Source organism: Pseudomonas sp. 15C (assembly GCF_055484735.1).
Genome location: NZ_JBUDGD010000013.1, coordinates 58,472 through 76,737 on the forward strand (window position 1 = coordinate 58,472; position 18,266 = coordinate 76,737).

At 59.9% G+C, this 18,266-nt stretch carries 4 protein-coding genes; 2 read left to right on the forward strand and 2 right to left on the reverse strand.

All coding sequences use genetic code 11. The features are described from left to right. Window positions 1-69: 69 nt before the first annotated feature. Window positions 70-4,566, forward strand: coding sequence for an SET domain-containing protein (locus ACYYKW_RS09810; RefSeq protein WP_464990007.1), 4,497 nt, complete (start codon window positions 70-72; stop codon window positions 4,564-4,566). 58 nt (window positions 4,567-4,624) lie between these two features. On the opposite strand, the gene ACYYKW_RS09815 is transcribed toward ACYYKW_RS09810, so the two are convergent. Then, window positions 4,625-6,919 (reverse strand): fatty acid cis/trans isomerase, encoded by a 2,295-nt coding sequence (locus ACYYKW_RS09815; RefSeq protein WP_464990008.1) that lies wholly within the window; start codon window positions 6,917-6,919, stop codon window positions 4,625-4,627. Window positions 6,920-7,073: 154 nt separating this feature from the next. Between ACYYKW_RS09815 and metH the strand changes: the two genes are divergently transcribed. Continuing rightward, the gene (metH, locus tag ACYYKW_RS09820; RefSeq protein ID WP_464990009.1) at window positions 7,074-10,784 is read left to right on the forward strand and encodes a methionine synthase; all 3,711 of its coding nucleotides are present in this window, start codon (window positions 7,074-7,076) and stop codon (window positions 10,782-10,784) included. A gap of 51 nt (window positions 10,785-10,835) precedes the next feature. Here the strand turns inward: metH and ACYYKW_RS09825 are convergent, their stop codons facing one another. Continuing rightward, window positions 10,836-18,155: an NEL-type E3 ubiquitin ligase domain-containing protein gene (locus ACYYKW_RS09825; protein ID WP_464990010.1), complete on the reverse strand. Its 7,320-nt coding sequence runs from the start codon at window positions 18,153-18,155 to the stop codon at window positions 10,836-10,838. Window positions 18,156-18,266: the final 111 nt, after the last annotated feature.

An 18,266-nucleotide genomic window follows, 5' to 3' on the forward strand; every position in this document is an offset into this window, starting at 1 on the left:
GAGTTTTCCACGCCCTTATATTCAACGCCTTCGACTATTTTTCCAGCCGCTACGGTTCAAAGGCCTTGAATGTCTACTTCGTTATCCAGTTTCTACAACAAGACGCCCCCGCGCAGATTGCAGGATCTCAACCACCTGATCAGTTACCTGCATGAGCTCATCGACGATAACGTCAACATGGATGCCAGTCAGCTCTATTACTACCCGCCCGCCACCTCTGAATTGGGGCGCGAGTGCAAGGAAGCCTTTCGCGTCTTGAAAAAACTCGAGACAGACGAAGATTTCATAACGCATCTCTCCATGCCTGCCAAGGTCGATCAATCGTTGTTGGGCAACGATTTCCTGGAAGACTTTCTGTCCTTTCAGTTGAGTTCCACGAAGTCGCCAACACCTGACCCTGCGGAAGTTTTCCCGATCGCCGGTCACTCGGTAACGCTCAGAGATGTGCCGATATATTGGTCGATCGACGTGGATGTCTTGCTGGATATCTACCGCAAGGTCGGCAACGGGCTTAAAAGTGACGGTTCGGTGCGCTTCGACCTGGTGCTGGCCTGGTACGCGCTGATTCCGCGGCGTCCCGCCAAACATGCCGACTGGCAGCGCCTGCTGCACAACCTGGTTGAGCATCGCGCGTTATGGCTGCTCGGGCATCACGGTCCCGTCAGCGACTTCGAACACTTGTTCAGCGCTGAAGGCGAAGAAACGATCATGCGGGTTGTCCGCCAGATCGAAGCCGAAACTTCACGCTGCCTGCTGGCAAATGTCGTACCGGTGAAACCCAGTGGCAGATTTGAAACGTTGAGCCAAACCACGCCGGTAGCACTTCTGGAAACAGCCTTGCAGTCGGCCGATAACCTGCAACTGGCGCAACGTATTGCCAGGGAACTGGATTGGTACACCGCAAAGAACAAGCAAGATGGCCCAGCCAGTGTTTTGACGAAATTGTTGTGGCGAGCGCTCTGGCTGAGCATCAAACCAGGCGCGCACACCAACAATCAAAACGAGTTGCAGATACTGATCGAGCCCGCCTGTAGTTATTCGTCCATACACAAATCATTGATCGAAGAATTTCAAAGATCACTTCACGTCGAGCGGCCCATTGCCTTGTTAGCGGTGGCCATCATGAAGAGCAATGTGGCCAGCGAAGCGTGGGTTCAGGACATCCCCGACGCACTGCCGTATGCCACGTCGAGCACCTGGGTCAATTTCAAGAGTGGTTTCATACTTGCCGAATCCGTCGCGCCCGGCTCATCGCGGCACATGACTTTTGAACAGCTGCTCAACCTGCCGGCAGAGCATTTTCGGGCTTTTGCGCATGATATCGAGCAACAGCGACTGGTTGCCGCTGCCAAGGTCCGCCCGACGGTGGAGTGGGCGGCGGCGATGGGATTGTTCGCCACACGTCAGACGGCTTACCCGGTCAGCGAAATAGAACTGGCATTGAGCACGCTGGAACAGCATGAGCAAGAAATGCTCAAGGCCCTGAACAACCTCGCGCTGAGCCCGCCGAGTCGATTTCGCTATGAGTCAGACGCGGCGTATGACCAAGCGTTTGATGCCTGGCTGATCACTCCAGGAGCCGCCTATAAGTCCCTGATCAAGACATTGCTCGCCCAGTACCTGCCCGCATGCCGGGGTGATCTTGAGCGGGACGAAGTGACTGTTTACTCGCTGCGGCTGCCGCTCAACGACACGCAGGTCGAACATGAGAACAAGACCAACACCGACGCGGTGCGTGGCCGCTGCGGGTTCATTCTGAGAATGGTCAACCCGGTGTATCCGGCAAAGGCCCGCTACATGGAAGTCTTCCCGCTCGCGGGTATCGTGCGTTTGCGCGAAAACATCGACTCGCTGCCTGTCGGCGGTGAGATCAAGGTCGAGAAAGTCGGTTCCAGCAGCCGCACCAGTCGCGGCGCTTTCAGAAAAGGCACCGAAATGCCTTTTGACTGGGAAGCCTACCGCGACGGCTCGAAACCCAGAGTGCATCAGCACGCCACCTTGATCATGGAGCAGGTCGGCGAAAAATTCATCGCGGTTGCCATTGAGCAACGCGCCCCCGACGTAGCGACACGCACCCTGCCCTTTGCGGCAAATAACCTGACCTCTGCCCGGGCGGAGAATCTCGCGGCGATGATTGCTCGAGAATTGTTTTACAAAGATCAATCGGCCTTGCTCGAAGACACCCGCAAGGCCACGCGCAGCACGGATATCGGCAGGGATTTTCTCGAGGACCTCAGTTTCTGGGGAAAAATGTTCGTGCCGTTCTGGGGCGCCATTGACGACCTGGCATCCGGCGAGTCGCAACGTATCGAGCGCGGCGGGCTCGGCCTGTTCACCGACATCGTTTCGTTTGCCCTGCCCATCGGAAAATACCTCGCCGGCTGTACGCGGGTGGTCAGCCTCGCAGGCAAGATCGGCATTCGCCTCGCCCTGCCAAAATTCGCCACCCTGACGCGAACGCTGTTGATCTCGACGCTGCGCGAACTCAACCCGCTGGAGTCAGTATTGGGATTGCTCAAGCTCGGTCGCTTTACGTTGCGTAAAATCGGCGCTGCGGCGGTACGCCAGGCGCGCCTTGGCATTGCCCAACTGCGCGATGGTACGGTGACCGCTCAGCACTTGATCGCGGTTGACCCGACCACCTGGAAACCGCGCCAGCCCGGTGATCGGCTGTGCACCGTCGAAGGGATCGCCAACATTCCCATGCGCAACGTCGGCAGCGTCGATGCGGCGGACTATCGGCTCATCGATGCGCTGACCAACAAGGCTTTCGGCCCTCGCTATCGCGAGCCGGTAACTGTGATAAGCAATAACAGCCCGCTGCTGCGCCCCCACGCTGTTCAGCCCCATTGGATTTCCGGTCTCCAGGCCGACTCGCGAGGGATTTTTTTCCGCCCTGAATACAACCAGAAGTTCATTTGCAACATTGATGAACACGGCACCGTCGCCGTTTACCAGATACGTGAAAACTCCTATGGATTCATTCACGAGACCGCGCAGACCGGGGAAAACAGCTTTTCCGTGGTACTGGTCAATCCGAAAAACAACCGTGACCTGTCGATCAACCTCTCATCGGTAAAACCCGGTCACTGGTACACCCGGGAAATCCGGGTCAGAGGCGGCGCGCCTGACGATCCCACCGTGACAACCCCGTTGCATCTGCAGAAGTGGTCGCAGTTCAGCGAGCACGTGCTGGAGGTCACCCTTGAGGCGTTCGCGAAAAAACATCGGCTGGACCCGGCCGCTTTCAGGCAATTCGTCCACACACAAGGGCAATTGAAACCGCTGGGCCAACAAGTACTGGATCGGGCCGACACCGCGCGTACGGTCGTCACCTACGAGCATCTACGGGACTGGCGCAGCATGTCGCAAGAAGGCCGCAACACCCTCAGCCGCGAAGGCTTCGCCGCCACGCACAATCTTGACCCGACGGACTTCATTTCCCACGTCAACACCGATGGCTCGTTCCGGGCACCGGGCAAGGTGTTGGAGAAATATGCCCACAACCAGGCGTTCACGCCTTTGACCGCAGGACACATCGAACAATGGCGAGTGCGTTACATCGCTACCGGGTCGGCCCGCACCATGAGTACGTTCCTCGATGACAACAATCTCGACCCGGTGCTCTGGTCAACTTTTGTCAATAATCGGGGTGAATTAAGAAGTGCGGTTCCAGAGTGTCTGCAATTGCTTGCAGCCTCGGATTCAGCGCTCATGCGCGCTCGAAAGGCCCTTCCCCCCGGTGCCGGGATAAAATCCGCTTCCTGGCAGATGCCGCAGCCGCCTTCGCCCCGCGAAACAGGGCCACTTTCGCCGCCGACTGCTGGCAGTTCCAAACGACCTCGACTGGAAAATGCTGCGCCAGACAACGCCCGCGCCACGGATCTGACCCCTTCGCTTGGGCATCACATCAATAACAATGCCCCGATTCTTCAGGACCCAACGGATGTCAGGATCAGTCTGACGCGCAAACTGGAGGGTGATATCGACAATATCACCATCACCGAAACCAATCGTTTTCTCGCTGGGTTTGAGGGTGCCAGACTCAAGGAAATGACGCGCAGAATCACTGAAGACGTTCAGGAATGGATCGCCGATGAAGGCCGCCATCACGACAGACTGGTCAGTCGTCTCGAGGTCAGACGACCGCTCGACGGTCCGGAACGGGGGTTGTCGGTATTTGCCAAAGTCGATATCGAGCCTTTCGAAGTGTTGGGGCCTTACGCCGGCAAACTGCACCGCACCGCCAAATCCGTGCGGGCGGAAATGCTCGAGAAATCCACCGAGAAAGTCAGCACGTTCCTTTTCGCAACGGCAACGAAGGGCGCCACCCTGAGCGGTCATGGCAACAGCAACGTGCTGAGCCTGATCAACGCGGTCAATGTGCCCGGCCAGGCCAACATAGGCGTCGAAAACGTTGGCTCGATCTACGTTGGCAAATACATGGTGTTTTTGCTCGCATGGGAGAAGATTCCGGCGGGCACCGAACTGTTCCTCGATTACGGCACGGATTTCTGGAAAGCCTTCAAGCCCGCTGGGGCAATGTCAGCACCCGCCCCGACATGAGCGCTGCTCAGTATTGACGCATCCATCGACGCAGACACAGGCCTGCGTCGATGCCTGCTCAAAGATTCTCGTAGCGATTCATGTCCAGCACGCCCTCTTCCACCGGATCGGTTTCGTGCAGGTACTGGCTCAGGTCGTGGAAATAAAACCAGAACTGCGGGTGACTGCGACGGATGCCCCAGCGCTCGACGATTTTCTCGAAGCGATGGGCGTCCCTGGCGTTTTCCATGGCATCGACGAACGCCGGGACCTGATCCGCCGGTACGTTGAAGATGAAATTCGGGTAGCTGGTCAGCACGCCCGGATAGATCGTCAGCGTGTCGAGCCCCGGCTGATAGCGCCGCGATTCACCCAGCAGGAACGCGACGTTGCTGTGCGCACGGTTGCGCAGCAGGCTGTACACCTCACGTTTGCCGCCAGCGGTTTCGATGCGCAGCAGCGTCGCTTCCGGCAACTGATCGATGACTTTCAATCCGGCAGCCGGGCGTGAGGCCAGGTGACTGAGGGCCTGCTCGGCATTTTGCAGTGCCGGGTCGATGTTCGGCCGCGAGCAGTAAGCGCCATCGCAACGATTGATCGGATCAGGCCGCGCATTGAGGTCACCGTAACGCGCCAGCAATTGCATCGCAAAGTCGCGTTTCGGGTCCTTTTCGTCGAGTTTCAGGGCAGTCGGCTTGTCGTCATCAATGGCTTCGTAATCAAGCCACATTTTGAACTGGCCGCCGTCCTGATACCAATCGTTGAGGTAGTCCTCGCGGGAATCGGCAGGCATCAGGCGCAGGAAGTTCTGCTCGGCGCCGTTGCGGATCAGGTCGAAATACAGACGCGTCTGCGCCTGATGGGAGACGTTGCCGAACACATCGAAGTTGACCGCCAACTGGTAATAGGTGCGCTCGAGCAGCGGATAGTCGAACAGCCACATCGTCTGCGGCACATCGCCGATCAAGCCCTTGACCACCGCTGCGCTGTCGAAATGGCGGAAGATACTCAACAGCGCGTTGTCATTGCCGGCCCACAGGGTCGACCAGCTCGGCGCCGGGATTTCAGCGTAATTGTCGCGGCGCAGTGCCTCATATTCGTTACGTTTGTTGCGATAATCGCGCCACAGGCTCAGGACACTGCCGACGTCATCGTTCTGCCCCGGCATGGCCAGCAACGGCGTGGCCTGACCGCGATAGCGCGGGTCGGTGATGTACAGGTCATGCTCCGGCGCCTGGAACAGCGCCCAGAAGTTGTCGCGGATCACATCGGTCGCGATTTGCCCGCGGCACACCGGGCCGCGAATAAAGGTACGGACAAAATATTCAGCGTTGTCGAGCATGAACTGATACCGCGCCTGCGCCGGAATCGCTTCGAACGTGGCAAACGGATTGGCGCGACTCTGCGGGCCATAACCGGGCAACGCATCGACCTGCCAGTTACCGCTGTAGAACAGGCTTTTGACCCGCGCCATCTTCGCCGTGCTCAACGGGTAGGTGATGTGAGTTTTATGCACGATCACCCCTTGCACCGGCCACAAGCGGTAATACACCTGCGTGCCCGGATCGTCGTTGGGCCGGCGCGTGGCGATCAGGTCGATCGGTTGACCGGTCGGCGTGCGCGAACGCACCCACTGGAAAAAATGCCCCGGCTCGCCATCCTTGAAATGGATGTGCGCCAGGTACCAGTGCTCGAACAGCCAGCGCGCGACCAGACTCTGCCGCGCGCCGGGGGCGTTGAGCAGGTTTTCCCACTGGACGATCTGCAACGCCTCTTTGGCGCTCGGCGCCAGCCCCTGCTCATCAATCGGCGCGCCGGACGCCAGCCAGCGCTGCAAGGTTTGATATTGCTGGTCGGTCAGCCCGGTGACCGCCAGCGGCATGCCTTCTTTGGGGTGCACGCCGGCATAAGCGTCGAATTCCGCGGGCATCGCGCATAGATTGCTGCGGTTGAGTCCCAGCACGATGTCTTCCGGCAGTTTCGCGTTCGGTGTCAGCGGGGTTTTGTGGCCGAGTTCGAGCATGCGCGCCATCAGTGCTGCCTGGCTGCCCTGGGCATCGAGCACCGAATAGAAATCCTTCTGCTGCCAGGCACGTTTGCCAAAGGCGTCGTAGAACAAACGAGTGGTGGGTGCTGCCTGGGTGCGTTCGCCGTCGTAGACCGGCATCTTGCTCGCGCCACGCGCCGCGCCTTCGCCGCTGCCCAGGTTCAACTGGCAAGCCGAGTCATAGCAGGCGTGGCAGGCAACGCATTTCTCGGTGAAGATCGGCTGGATATCGCGCGCGTAACTGATCGGGGACGAGGTCGCAGGCGTCTGCGCTGCAGCAACGCCGCTCAGGAACAGCAACATGAAACTAATGACGCGGTACGACATGCTGCTGATCCCGATTGTAAAAAAGGCTGCGATTCTACCGTTATGACGCTCGCACCAACATGAGCGATATTCATGGAAAAGCCTGGCATGCTCCAAAAGCGCACAGGTTTGTTATGATCCCGCTCCTTCGTAATGGTCTTTTCGAGTAGTCCACATGTCCGATCGCAGCGTCCGCCTTCAAGCTCTCAAGCAAGCCCTCAAAGAGCGCATCCTGATTCTCGACGGCGGGATGGGCACGATGATCCAGAGCTACAAGCTTGAAGAACAGGATTATCGTGGCAAGCGCTTTGCGGACTGGCCGAGTGACGTCAAGGGCAACAACGACCTGCTGGTGATCACCCGTCCGGACGTGATTGGCGGCATCGAAAAAGCCTATCTCGACGCCGGCGCCGACATCCTCGAAACCAACACCTTCAACGCCACACGCATTTCCATGGCCGACTACGGCATGGAAGAACTGGCCTACGAGTTAAACGTAGAAGGCGCACGCCTGGCCCGCAAGGTTGCCGACGCCAAGACTGCCGAGAACCCGGCCAAGCCACGCTTCGTCGCCGGCGTGCTCGGCCCGACCAGCCGCACCTGCTCGCTGTCGCCCGACGTCAACAACCCCGGCTACCGCAACGTCACCTTCGATGAGCTGGTGGAAAACTACACCGAAGCCACCAAAGGCCTGATCGAGGGCGGCGCCGACCTGATCCTGATCGAGACGATTTTCGACACCCTGAATGCCAAAGCAGCGATTTTCGCCGTGCAGGGCGTGTTCGAAGAATTGCACATCGAACTGCCGATCATGATTTCCGGGACCATCACCGATGCGTCTGGCCGTACCTTGTCGGGGCAGACCACCGAAGCGTTCTGGAACTCGGTGGCCCACGCCAGGCCGATTTCCGTAGGCCTCAACTGCGCGCTCGGCGCCAGTGAGCTGCGTCCGTATCTGGAGGAACTGTCGAACAAGGCCAGCACCCACGTTTCCGCGCACCCGAACGCCGGCCTGCCGAACGAATTCGGCGAGTACGACGAACTGCCGTCGGAAACCGCCAAGGTCATCGAAGAATTCGCCCAGAGCGGCTTCCTGAACATCGTCGGCGGTTGCTGCGGCACCACACCGGGGCACATCGAAGCCATCGCCAAAGCCGTCGCCGGTTACGCGCCGCGGCAGATTCCGGACATTCCCAAGGCGTGCCGCCTCTCGGGTCTGGAGCCGTTCACCATCGATCGCAGCTCGCTGTTCGTCAACGTCGGCGAGCGCACCAACATCACTGGTTCGGCCAAGTTCGCCCGCCTGATTCGCGAAGACAACTACACCGAAGCCCTTGAAGTTGCCCTGCAACAGGTTGAGGCCGGCGCGCAGATCATCGACATCAACATGGATGAGGGCATGCTCGATTCGAAGAAGGCCATGGTGACCTTCCTCAATCTGATTGCCGGCGAGCCGGACATCTCGCGCGTGCCGATCATGATCGACTCGTCGAAATGGGAAGTGATCGAAGCCGGCCTCAAATGCATTCAGGGCAAGGGCATCGTCAACTCCATCAGCATGAAAGAAGGCGTCGAGCAGTTCATCCATCACGCCAAATTGTGCAAGCGCTACGGCGCGGCGGTGGTGGTGATGGCGTTCGACGAAGCCGGCCAGGCCGACACCGAAGCGCGCAAGAAAGAGATCTGCAAACGCTCCTACGACATTCTTGTCAACGAAGTCGGCTTCCCGCCGGAAGACATCATCTTCGACCCGAACATCTTCGCCGTGGCCACCGGCATCGAAGAACACAACAACTACGCAGTCGACTTCATCAATGCCTGCGCCTACATCCGCGATGAACTGCCGTACGCGTTGAGCTCGGGTGGCGTGTCCAACGTGTCGTTCTCGTTCCGTGGCAACAACCCGGTGCGCGAGGCGATCCACTCGGTGTTCCTGCTGTATGCGATCCGCGCGGGCCTGACCATGGGTATCGTCAACGCCGGCCAGCTGGAGATCTACGACCAGATCCCGCAGGAGCTGCGCGACGCCGTTGAAGACGTGATTCTCAACCGTACACCGGAAGGCACCGACGCCCTCCTCGCCATCGCCGACAAATACAAGGGCGATGGCAGTGTCAAGGAAGCCGAAACCGAAGAGTGGCGCAACTGGGACGTCAACAAGCGCCTGGAGCATGCACTGGTCAAGGGCATTACCACGCACATCGTCGAAGACACCGAAGAATCGCGTCAGTCGTTTGCGCGACCGATCGAAGTGATCGAAGGCCCGCTGATGTCCGGCATGAACATCGTTGGCGACCTGTTCGGCGCCGGCAAAATGTTCCTGCCGCAAGTGGTGAAATCCGCCCGCGTGATGAAGCAGGCCGTGGCGCACCTGATTCCGTTCATCGAACTGGAAAAAGGCGACAAACCGGAAGCCAAGGGCAAGATCCTCATGGCCACGGTCAAGGGCGACGTGCACGACATCGGCAAGAACATCGTCGGCGTGGTGCTCGGCTGCAACGGCTACGACATTGTTGACCTCGGGGTAATGGTCCCGGCGGAGAAAATCCTGCAGGTCGCCAAGGATGAGAAATGCGACATCATCGGCCTCTCCGGCCTGATCACGCCGTCGCTGGATGAAATGGTTCATGTGGCCCGCGAGATGCAGCGTCAGGATTTCCACCTGCCGCTGATGATCGGTGGCGCAACGACTTCCAAAGCGCACACAGCGGTGAAGATCGAGCCGAAGTACAGCAACGATGCGGTGGTTTATGTGACCGACGCCTCCCGCGCCGTGGGCGTGGCGACGCAGTTGCTGTCCAAGGAACTGAAGGCCGGTTTCGTCGAGAAGACCCGCCTGGAATACGTCGACGTGCGTGAGCGCACCTCGAACCGCAGCGCGCGCACCGAGCGCCTGAGCTACGCCGCCGCCATCGCCAAGAAACCGCAATTCGACTGGGCCAACTATCAGCCGGTTAAGCCGACGTTCACTGGCAGCAAAGTGCTCGATAACATCGATCTGAAGGTGCTGGCCGAATACATCGACTGGACGCCGTTCTTCATTTCCTGGGATCTGGCCGGCAAGTTCCCGCGCATCCTTGAAGACGAAGTGGTCGGTGAAGCCGCCACCGCGCTGTACAAGGACGCGCAGGAGATGCTGGCCAAGCTGATCGACGAGAAGCTGATCAGCGCCCGCGCCGTGTTCGGTTTCTGGCCGGCGAATCAGGTGCATGACGACGATATCGAGCTGTACGGCGATGACGGCCAGCCGCTGGCGAAACTGCATCACCTGCGCCAACAGATCATCAAGACCGACGGCAAACCGAACTTCTCCCTCGCCGACTTCGTCGCACCGAAGGACAGCGAAGTGACCGATTACGTTGGTGGTTTCATCACCACCGCCGGTATCGGCGCTGAAGAAGTCGCCAAGGCTTATCAGGACGCTGGCGACGATTACAACTCGATCATGGTCAAGGCGCTGGCCGACCGTCTCGCCGAGGCGTGCGCCGAGTGGCTGCACCAACAGGTGCGTAAAGAGCACTGGGGTTACGCCAAGGATGAAACGCTCGACAACGAAGCGCTGATCAAAGAGCAATACAGCGGCATCCGCCCTGCTCCCGGTTATCCGGCCTGCCCGGACCACACCGAGAAAGCGGCGCTGTTCGCCCTGCTCGATCCTGAAGCGGCCGAAATGCGTGCCGGACGCAGCGGCGTGTTCCTCACCGAGCACTACGCGATGTTCCCGGCAGCAGCGGTCAGCGGCTGGTACTTCGCCCATCCGCAGGCGCAGTATTTTGCCGTGGGCAAGATCGACAAGGACCAGGTGCAGAGCTACACCGCGCGCAAGGGCCAGGATCTGAGCGTCACCGAGCGCTGGCTGGCGCCGAACCTGGGTTACGACAACTGAGGCGCCCAAGGCCCGGGAGCTGCTTGCTCCCGGGCCTTGTCCTTCAGCCGCTCACGGGCGCGATGACGGGCCGGGCTGCGGTGAAGCCGGAGCGGGTGTTGCCGCGCCCTCGCCGCTCGACGCCAGGTTTGGCAGTTGCGCGCGCGTCAGTCCTTTCAACTTTTCTATACGCGCTTCCGCCAGTTCGATCTCCAGCACTGCCATTGCCTCGAGATAACGGTTGCGGGTGACCTCGTTGTCCTCTTTGTCCGGGTAGGCGTCCTCAACCTCTTCCTGACGCTGGCCAGCGTTGCGCTCCAGCGTCTCGAACACCTCAGGGTTGCGCTCGCGCAAATAGCGAATCCAGTAATCGCGGGCGATCAGATCCTCGAGAAACGTGTCCGACGCTTCATCGGCGAGCACCGCGGCGCGTGCGTCGAGCAAGCGCTGCCCGCGAATGGGTGTGGCGTACAGCATGTGCTCGGGTTGCGCCGGCAATTCGAGGCCGTCCGGCCAGCCGCGAGTCAGGCCGATGCGGTATTGCAAGCGGACTTCGGCGCGGTCCTTGTTTTTTGCAGCGGCTTCAGCCAGTCGGTCGACCCTTTCCAGACGAAACAGGCGGCGGGTCAGATCAAGCAGCGCTCTGCCGCGCTGCTGCGGACGGTGCCGTGGGATATCACGCAAAGCGTTGTATTCATAGACCCGGGTTTCCAGTTCGCTGAACGACAGGATCCGCCCATCACCGCATGTGCCATGCGTCTCGGCATTGAGAAACAACAGCTCGCGCAGCTCGGTATTTTCCGTGGCGGCCTCGATGACCTGCCACACCCGATGAGTCAGATCGGCGCCGGACAACCTGTATTCGAGGGTGTCAGGCAAGGTCGAGAGCAAATGAAAGAACGACTCATGGTTGGTCTGTCGTGCCAATTGCTGCCATAGCGTAAGCCGCGCGGCACGTACATCTGCATGCGTGTACGTCATCCAGGTCTCCATCGCCGGTGCGGCCACATCCTGGGCCGGATCGGCAATCACCTCTGCAGCCTCGACACCAGCATGCGTATCAACGCGCCTGACAGCCCCACCGCCTGCGCCACTCGGGTCATCACCGTCACTGCTATCGGTATCCGAATCCGATCCGGAACCGGAATCGCTTTCCGAGCTGCTTATCCGCTCTTCGATCAAACCCTGCAAGGATTCCGGCGTGTACCCCATTACATCACCACCCTGCGCGGCACTGTAATCCCTGAGTTGCTGCAGTGCGTCGAGCGACAGCGAGTTATCCGCCAAGTCAGTACCCGCCACGAGCCGCTCATGGTTGCCGCCCAACAGCCGGTCCGGGAAGACCATGATGTTATTGCCCGAGAGATCCAGCCTTTGCATATGCGCCAGATTGAGCACGCCGTCAGGCCAGAAATCCAGACCGTTCTGGCCGAGGTTGAGGGTTTCCAGGCGGCTGAAGGTTGTGGCGTTGAATTCTTCCAGCTGATTGTGGCTGAGGTCGAGCCAGCGCAGGCGCGCCCCGGTCACGTACTGATATACCGTTTGTGCCGCGGCCAGGCGATTACCGCTCAATTCCAGCCGTTCCAGCTGGCTCAGACCCGCGACAGCTTCCGGCACGCGGTCCAATGCATTGCCGTTGAGCATCAGGGTGGTCAACTCAGGGAACGCCGGGCAAAAGCGGTTGAAACCCTCAACGGTAAACTTGACCCCTGTCAGGTCCAGTGTTCGCACGTGGGAAAACACGCTAGACAACGCAGGCAAATCACCGATGAGTCCCGCTGAAAGGCTCAGCGTCTGTCCGGCGGACTCGGTCAGCGCGGTAACCCCGTCGCGCCAGCAATTTCGGATCCTCGTCGCGTCGAACAGTCTCGTGGACGACGACACCCCCTCACCAGGCCCTGGCGCCGGGTTGAAAATCCAGCCGTTCAACTCACGCGTCAGCGTCTCGTTAGTCGCTCGCCACTGGTTAAGCCTGTCCACCATTTGTTCGGGAAGCAGCCCTTCGCTGCGTAAGCGCGCAACGCTGGTTTGCGCTTGTTCAAGCGTCAGCAAGGGAAATATCTCCAGCACACTGGCGCTCATGTCAGAGCCGCCGCTGATTGCGGAGACCGGCGGGAGTGGCAACAGCTGACCGGCGCGATTCAGCGCGCTTTCCGGCAGGGTCGCGCTTGAAATGCCCGGCAGTGACACCGACTGCGCATCGAACTGTTGCAAGGCGCCCTCGGGCAACCCGATGGACATTTCAATCCGGCGCTGCGCCGCTTCAAGGTCCGCCTCGCCTGCGACACTGAAGCGGTTGTTGAGCAAGCGGGTCTTGAGCAGCACCGTGTCGTCGGCAAGGACATCTTCGGGAAGCGACCCGATGGTGTTATGACGCAAATCCAGCATTTGCAAACGCGGCAGGCTTTGCGCCCCTGGCGGCCATTGATTGAGTCCGTTGGAGCTGAGGTTCAGCGTCTTGAGCCCGGTCAGGCGAGAAACGTCCAGTGTGTCCAGCCGATTGAGCCGGGCATTGAGGTGTTCCAGTTTGTTCAGCGCATTGAACTGGCCCTGCACCTCAGGGGTTACGGCGATAAGGTTGAGAGACAGGTCCAGCTGAGTCAGCTGGGTGAAGTCGGCTGGCCGCACCGGCACTTCGGTCAAGCCGCAGGCGGTGATTTCCAGGCTTGTGGCGCCACTGAATGCCTGGAGAAACCCGCGAAGCTGATCGATCGGCACGTTCAACCGCTCCAGCCGCACGGTCTGCACATGCGCAAACGTACCGACTGGCAATTGCGGCAGTTCACTGATCGGCGCCTCGCCCTCTATCCAGGCGGTGTCGACCAGTTCAAACACGCCGGCATCGTCGAGATCGGTGGCGGATGTCCAGTTCGTCGCATTGAAGGGATGCATGTCGTCGCTCAAGCGATAACGTCGGCGTATCGCAGCACGCCAGTTCTTTTCCAGCGCACGAACCACCCGGTCATGGGGCGGCGTTTGCCAACGCGCGGCCGGCTTCGCAGTCCGCAGTCCTGCGGATGCCGTGGGCTCGTAGAACTGGCGGAATATCGCGGTGTGCTCCACGCGCAGGATCTCCACGGCCTTGAGCCTGGTTTCCGGAGTGTTCCACAGGCTCATGATCCGCTCGGGCAGCGGGTTGGGACGGCCGGCCTCGCCCGTGAGAAATTGCAGTTCTCCGGCGCAATAGCGGCGAACCATCGTGTCCAGATCAACCAGGTGTCGCCACTGCCCGAGGTAATTTTTCACATAGTCGTAAGCGGGTTTGAACGCTTCATGGGAAAACTTCGACCAGTCCAGCGACAAACCCGCCCAGAGTTTTTCGTGACCGATATAAAGCGTTTGTGGCAGGGAAGCGATGGCGGTCTGGGTCAGGTCCAGTCGTTCCAGTTCAGGCAGTTGCTCTACATATGCCGGCCACTGCGTAAGGCCGGGGGCTTCGATCTTGAGTTTTTGCAGTCGCTTGAGGGTAGCCAGGTCCAGGCCAGGCGGCATGCCTGCGCCGCTGATCAAGTCGAGATGAAGCTCCTCGACCGCGGTCAACGTACGCAATCGTGTCGATAGATCTGCAGCCATGACCGTGGCTTGGGTTCTGAACTTGAGCGTCTTCAGCGCGGACATTCGCGTCACCGTCAAGGGCACGGTCGTCAGTGACTGCTCATGCCCAACGTAAGTGCCGAACAGAGTGCCCCGCTCCCCCAGCGACAGCTTTTGCACATTGGCAAACCGCGCCAGAAATGTGTCTGCATTGGCATCGGTCAAACCGTTGCCGCCAATCGAAAGCTCACGTACATGTGCAAAATCTGCGGTCAGCACCGGCAGAGGGTCGTAAGTGAGAATCGAAAGTTGATCAGCACCCGCGACTCCGGTGGACAAGGCATTGCGCCAACAGGTTTTCAGCGCTTGCGCGGCGCGAAACTTGTGATCTGTACCGGAACGTTCCCAGGGTGCGAGCGTCGATGTCCCCGCCCATTCATCCAGCGTCGCGTTCAGTTGCTCCCACTCGCGCCGACGGGATAGCAACAGTTCGAAAATAGCGCTGCTGTCTTTTCCCGCCCGATATTGTTCAAGAATGAAGCCTTGAACCTGCTCGTAGCTCAGTTGCGGATAGATATCGCGCACATGAGCGACCAGCTGCGTTGGCAATCCCGCGCCGCGTCCGCTGGCGGGATAACCGATCAGCGTAGCGTTCACCCGCACGGGCGGCTTGATCCACTTGACCGGTGGCGCCAGCAGCGCAGACGTATCTGCTTGATGCTGATCGGCGTAATCGATGATCTTTGTTCGCAACCCGGCGGACTGCCCGACCTCAGGCACACCGAGGCTGCGGCGCGCCGCATCAGGCAGGGCGTGCATGATCGATGTGTAAAAATTATCGCCGTGGCGAGGCAGGCTGTTGAGCGCCTCCCCGCGTTCGTCGAAGGCCTGAAACTGCATGCCTTGCTTGATCAGGTATTTTTTCTCGCCGGCTGTTTCGCTGCCAATGCTGTCGATTAGCGTGCCAGCCGCATGCCCCTCGCGTACTTCGATACGCAAGGTGTCAGGCCAGCCCGGCAATTGTTCCAGCGCGTGCAGCCCCAGGCGCCGGCTGTCCGCCGAAGCAACATTTTCACTGCGCAGACCGGCGTAGGCCGCCACTTGTCGGCTTTGACGCGCATACCAGCGTGCCTCTTCCAGCAGGCGCAGCGGCACTCGCTGGCCTGCGCCGAGTCGCTCCAGTTCATCGGGGCGCCCATGTGCCAGCACTGTCTGTGCCGCCGCTTCGCTGAGCCCGGGACAGGCCTTCTGTAAACGCAAAACCTGAGGGGCGACGGGACCTGTCCCCAGATAGAGGCTGTCGTAAATCGCCGGCTGACGGCTGTTGGCGTAGTCGGCGATCTGCTTGCCGAATTCTGCCGGCCGGGCATCGCGCACGCGTGCACCTTGCTCTCCCAGCAGCGCGGTGACTTCAGATTCGTCCAACGCCGCCAGAATATGGGTTGACAGGTCACCGCTGAGGACATCGGCCCGCGATATCTGAATCGGCGCCTTGACGCCGACATCGCGAAAGCGCCGAGCGGAGCCATACCTGACGGACTTGCCGGACAATGACTCGCCGTCAAAGACTTCCAACACCCGGTTCGCCGGCCAGCGCGGCATTTCGGTGATCAGCGGCAACGCGTAGAGATAAAGGTCGTCGATCGCTTGTGTCCCGCGCAACTGCTCAACGACTCGCGCCGCGTTGCTATCGGCCCGCATCATGCGCAGGGCCTGGGTCAGTTCCGGCGGTGGCAGCGCCGAATCGATGTGCATCTTGCGCAGGGCCGCCTCACTGACACCGCTGATATCGGCAGCCTTGAGCAGTTGCGCATCGGAGAAGGCTTCGGTTGCATGGCCGATGCGCCGCAGCAGCGTCAGACGATCCCAGGTCTGTGGACGCTCCAGCGTATGCCGCCAGGCGCCGAGGCCATTGCTCTCGAGCACCGGCTGCCAGGCATTGGCGTCGCTCGGATGCCTGATCCGCCATTTGCCGATCGAGTCATCGAAAAACTGCTCGTAGACCTTGCCACCCTGGCGAATGTAGGTTTTCCCCTCAAACACATGCTGCCCGGCATCATTCGGGCCGGGACTGTCCGGCAGCGCGACAGCGGACTCGTAACCTTGCAGGTCGGCTCTCCACAGACGGGTTTCGCCGTTGGGCAACTGCACCCGCTGTAGCTGCTCGATGACCGGCACAGCTTTGGCGCTGGAGATTTTCCGCACCCCTGCCCCAATCCCCGCCATCAGCGCAATCTGCGCCAGATTCTCCGCCACATCGATCAGATGATCCTTGGCGGCACGGCGATCGCCCTCACCCCATTCAATCGCGCCCTCAAGGGTTTCATAGAGCAGTTGCCCGGCCATCACCACCATCATCACTTCGCCCAGCACCGGCACGAACATCGACACCACATTCAAACCAAGCAGGCCGATCTGCATCAGGTGCGCCAGTTTGGCCTCGCGCGCCTTGACGTCGACATCGTCGGTGGGCACGGCATGGCTTCGAGCGTCGGCCAATACCTTGGCCCGGCTCTCGTCGTAAAGGTACTGCCACAAATCCTGGTTCTTTTCCCACAGCCCGCGCTGCCTTTGCAGAAGCGTGCCGGGAGCGATATAGGGATCAGGTTCAGGCTCAAGTTTTGCGGCTGGCGGGGGCGGCAACTGCTTGATTCGAGTAATAGGCGCGCCAGGGCCAAACGAGGTGACGATGCGCCACGGGGAGCGCCAGAAATCGCTGGGTGAATCCGCTGCCTTGCGGGTGAATTGGCTGAAATAGTCGCCTCGTTGGTCGTAAGGCAAAAACTGACTGAGGAAGCGCTGATAGGCAGTCGGTTCCGCGCCCGACGCTGACGGCGTGCTTCGAGCCGTGAGCAGCCGCTTGAACTCTTCTTTCTCGTCATTGCCGCGATAGCATTTGAACGGGTGCTCGGGATCGTGAGGAATGTAAACAAGCCATTCATTGCTGTAGCGGTACTTCTCGCTGATGACGAAGACCACACAGCCCGTCATTCTTTTTTTCATCAGGCTGAAGTCGCGGAACCACACTGGCTTGTTGCCGACCGAGGGGTTGAGCTCGCCCTCGATCACCGAAACGATCATGGCGTAGTGCGCAGCTTCGATGTCCTTCGTCAGCAACGCCTGCTCGGCAGCAGCGCGCATTGTCGCTTTCTGGCTGGCAATGAAACGCTCACGCAGTACCGCCTCCGCCACTGGATCCGCGGGATGAAAGAACGACCGCAGCCAGGTCTGATATTGCTTGCCAATGTCCAGACGGCGACACAATCCGAGGAACTGGCTGACCGAGATCGCAAGGCTCACGGCCTCATAATTGCCAGCTTCAGTCGTTGCCACGACGAAGCCGGAGGTTGCGTGGTAAGCACCCCGGTCACATTCCCAGGCTTCGAAGTTATGCAGCGCGGCCTCCAGCAATGACAGTTTGACCACTTCGAAGGAGCCCACCTCTATTGCCAGAACGCTGACCTCCAGCGGCCGGCGCAGGCACAGCAGCGTCTGGTCAACGTCCACTTGCAGCCGATACTCGTCCGCAAGGGCCTTGATCAGCAAAGGCCTGGCAAAGGCTTCGACCTGCTGAAACGTCGCCATGCTTTTATCGAGGCTGTTCTGCGCCTCAATGCTGGCCTTGAAGGTGTCGCTCAACGTCTGGCGCTGGGCCGACGTCGCGTTAAGAAACCAGGACGGCAGCGCTGTCGTGACACCTTTGAACGCCTCGCGTCGTTGCGCTGAGGCGTTGGTCAACCATGCAGGGATCGATTTCTCAAGGAAGTGGCCGTGCAGGCTTTGCGTCGCTTTCGGTTTGGCAGGTTGCGCGAGCGAAGCAGGTTGCTTCGCTCGCGCACTGGTTGATGTCGGGTTCATGATTGTTCCTTATTGGGGAAACAATCAGCAGACCACGTCGCGCCATTGCGTCTGCGGTACCCGGTTATTGCACGGCCGGCGATGAGTAACCGGATACGTCACCCGCCCCCC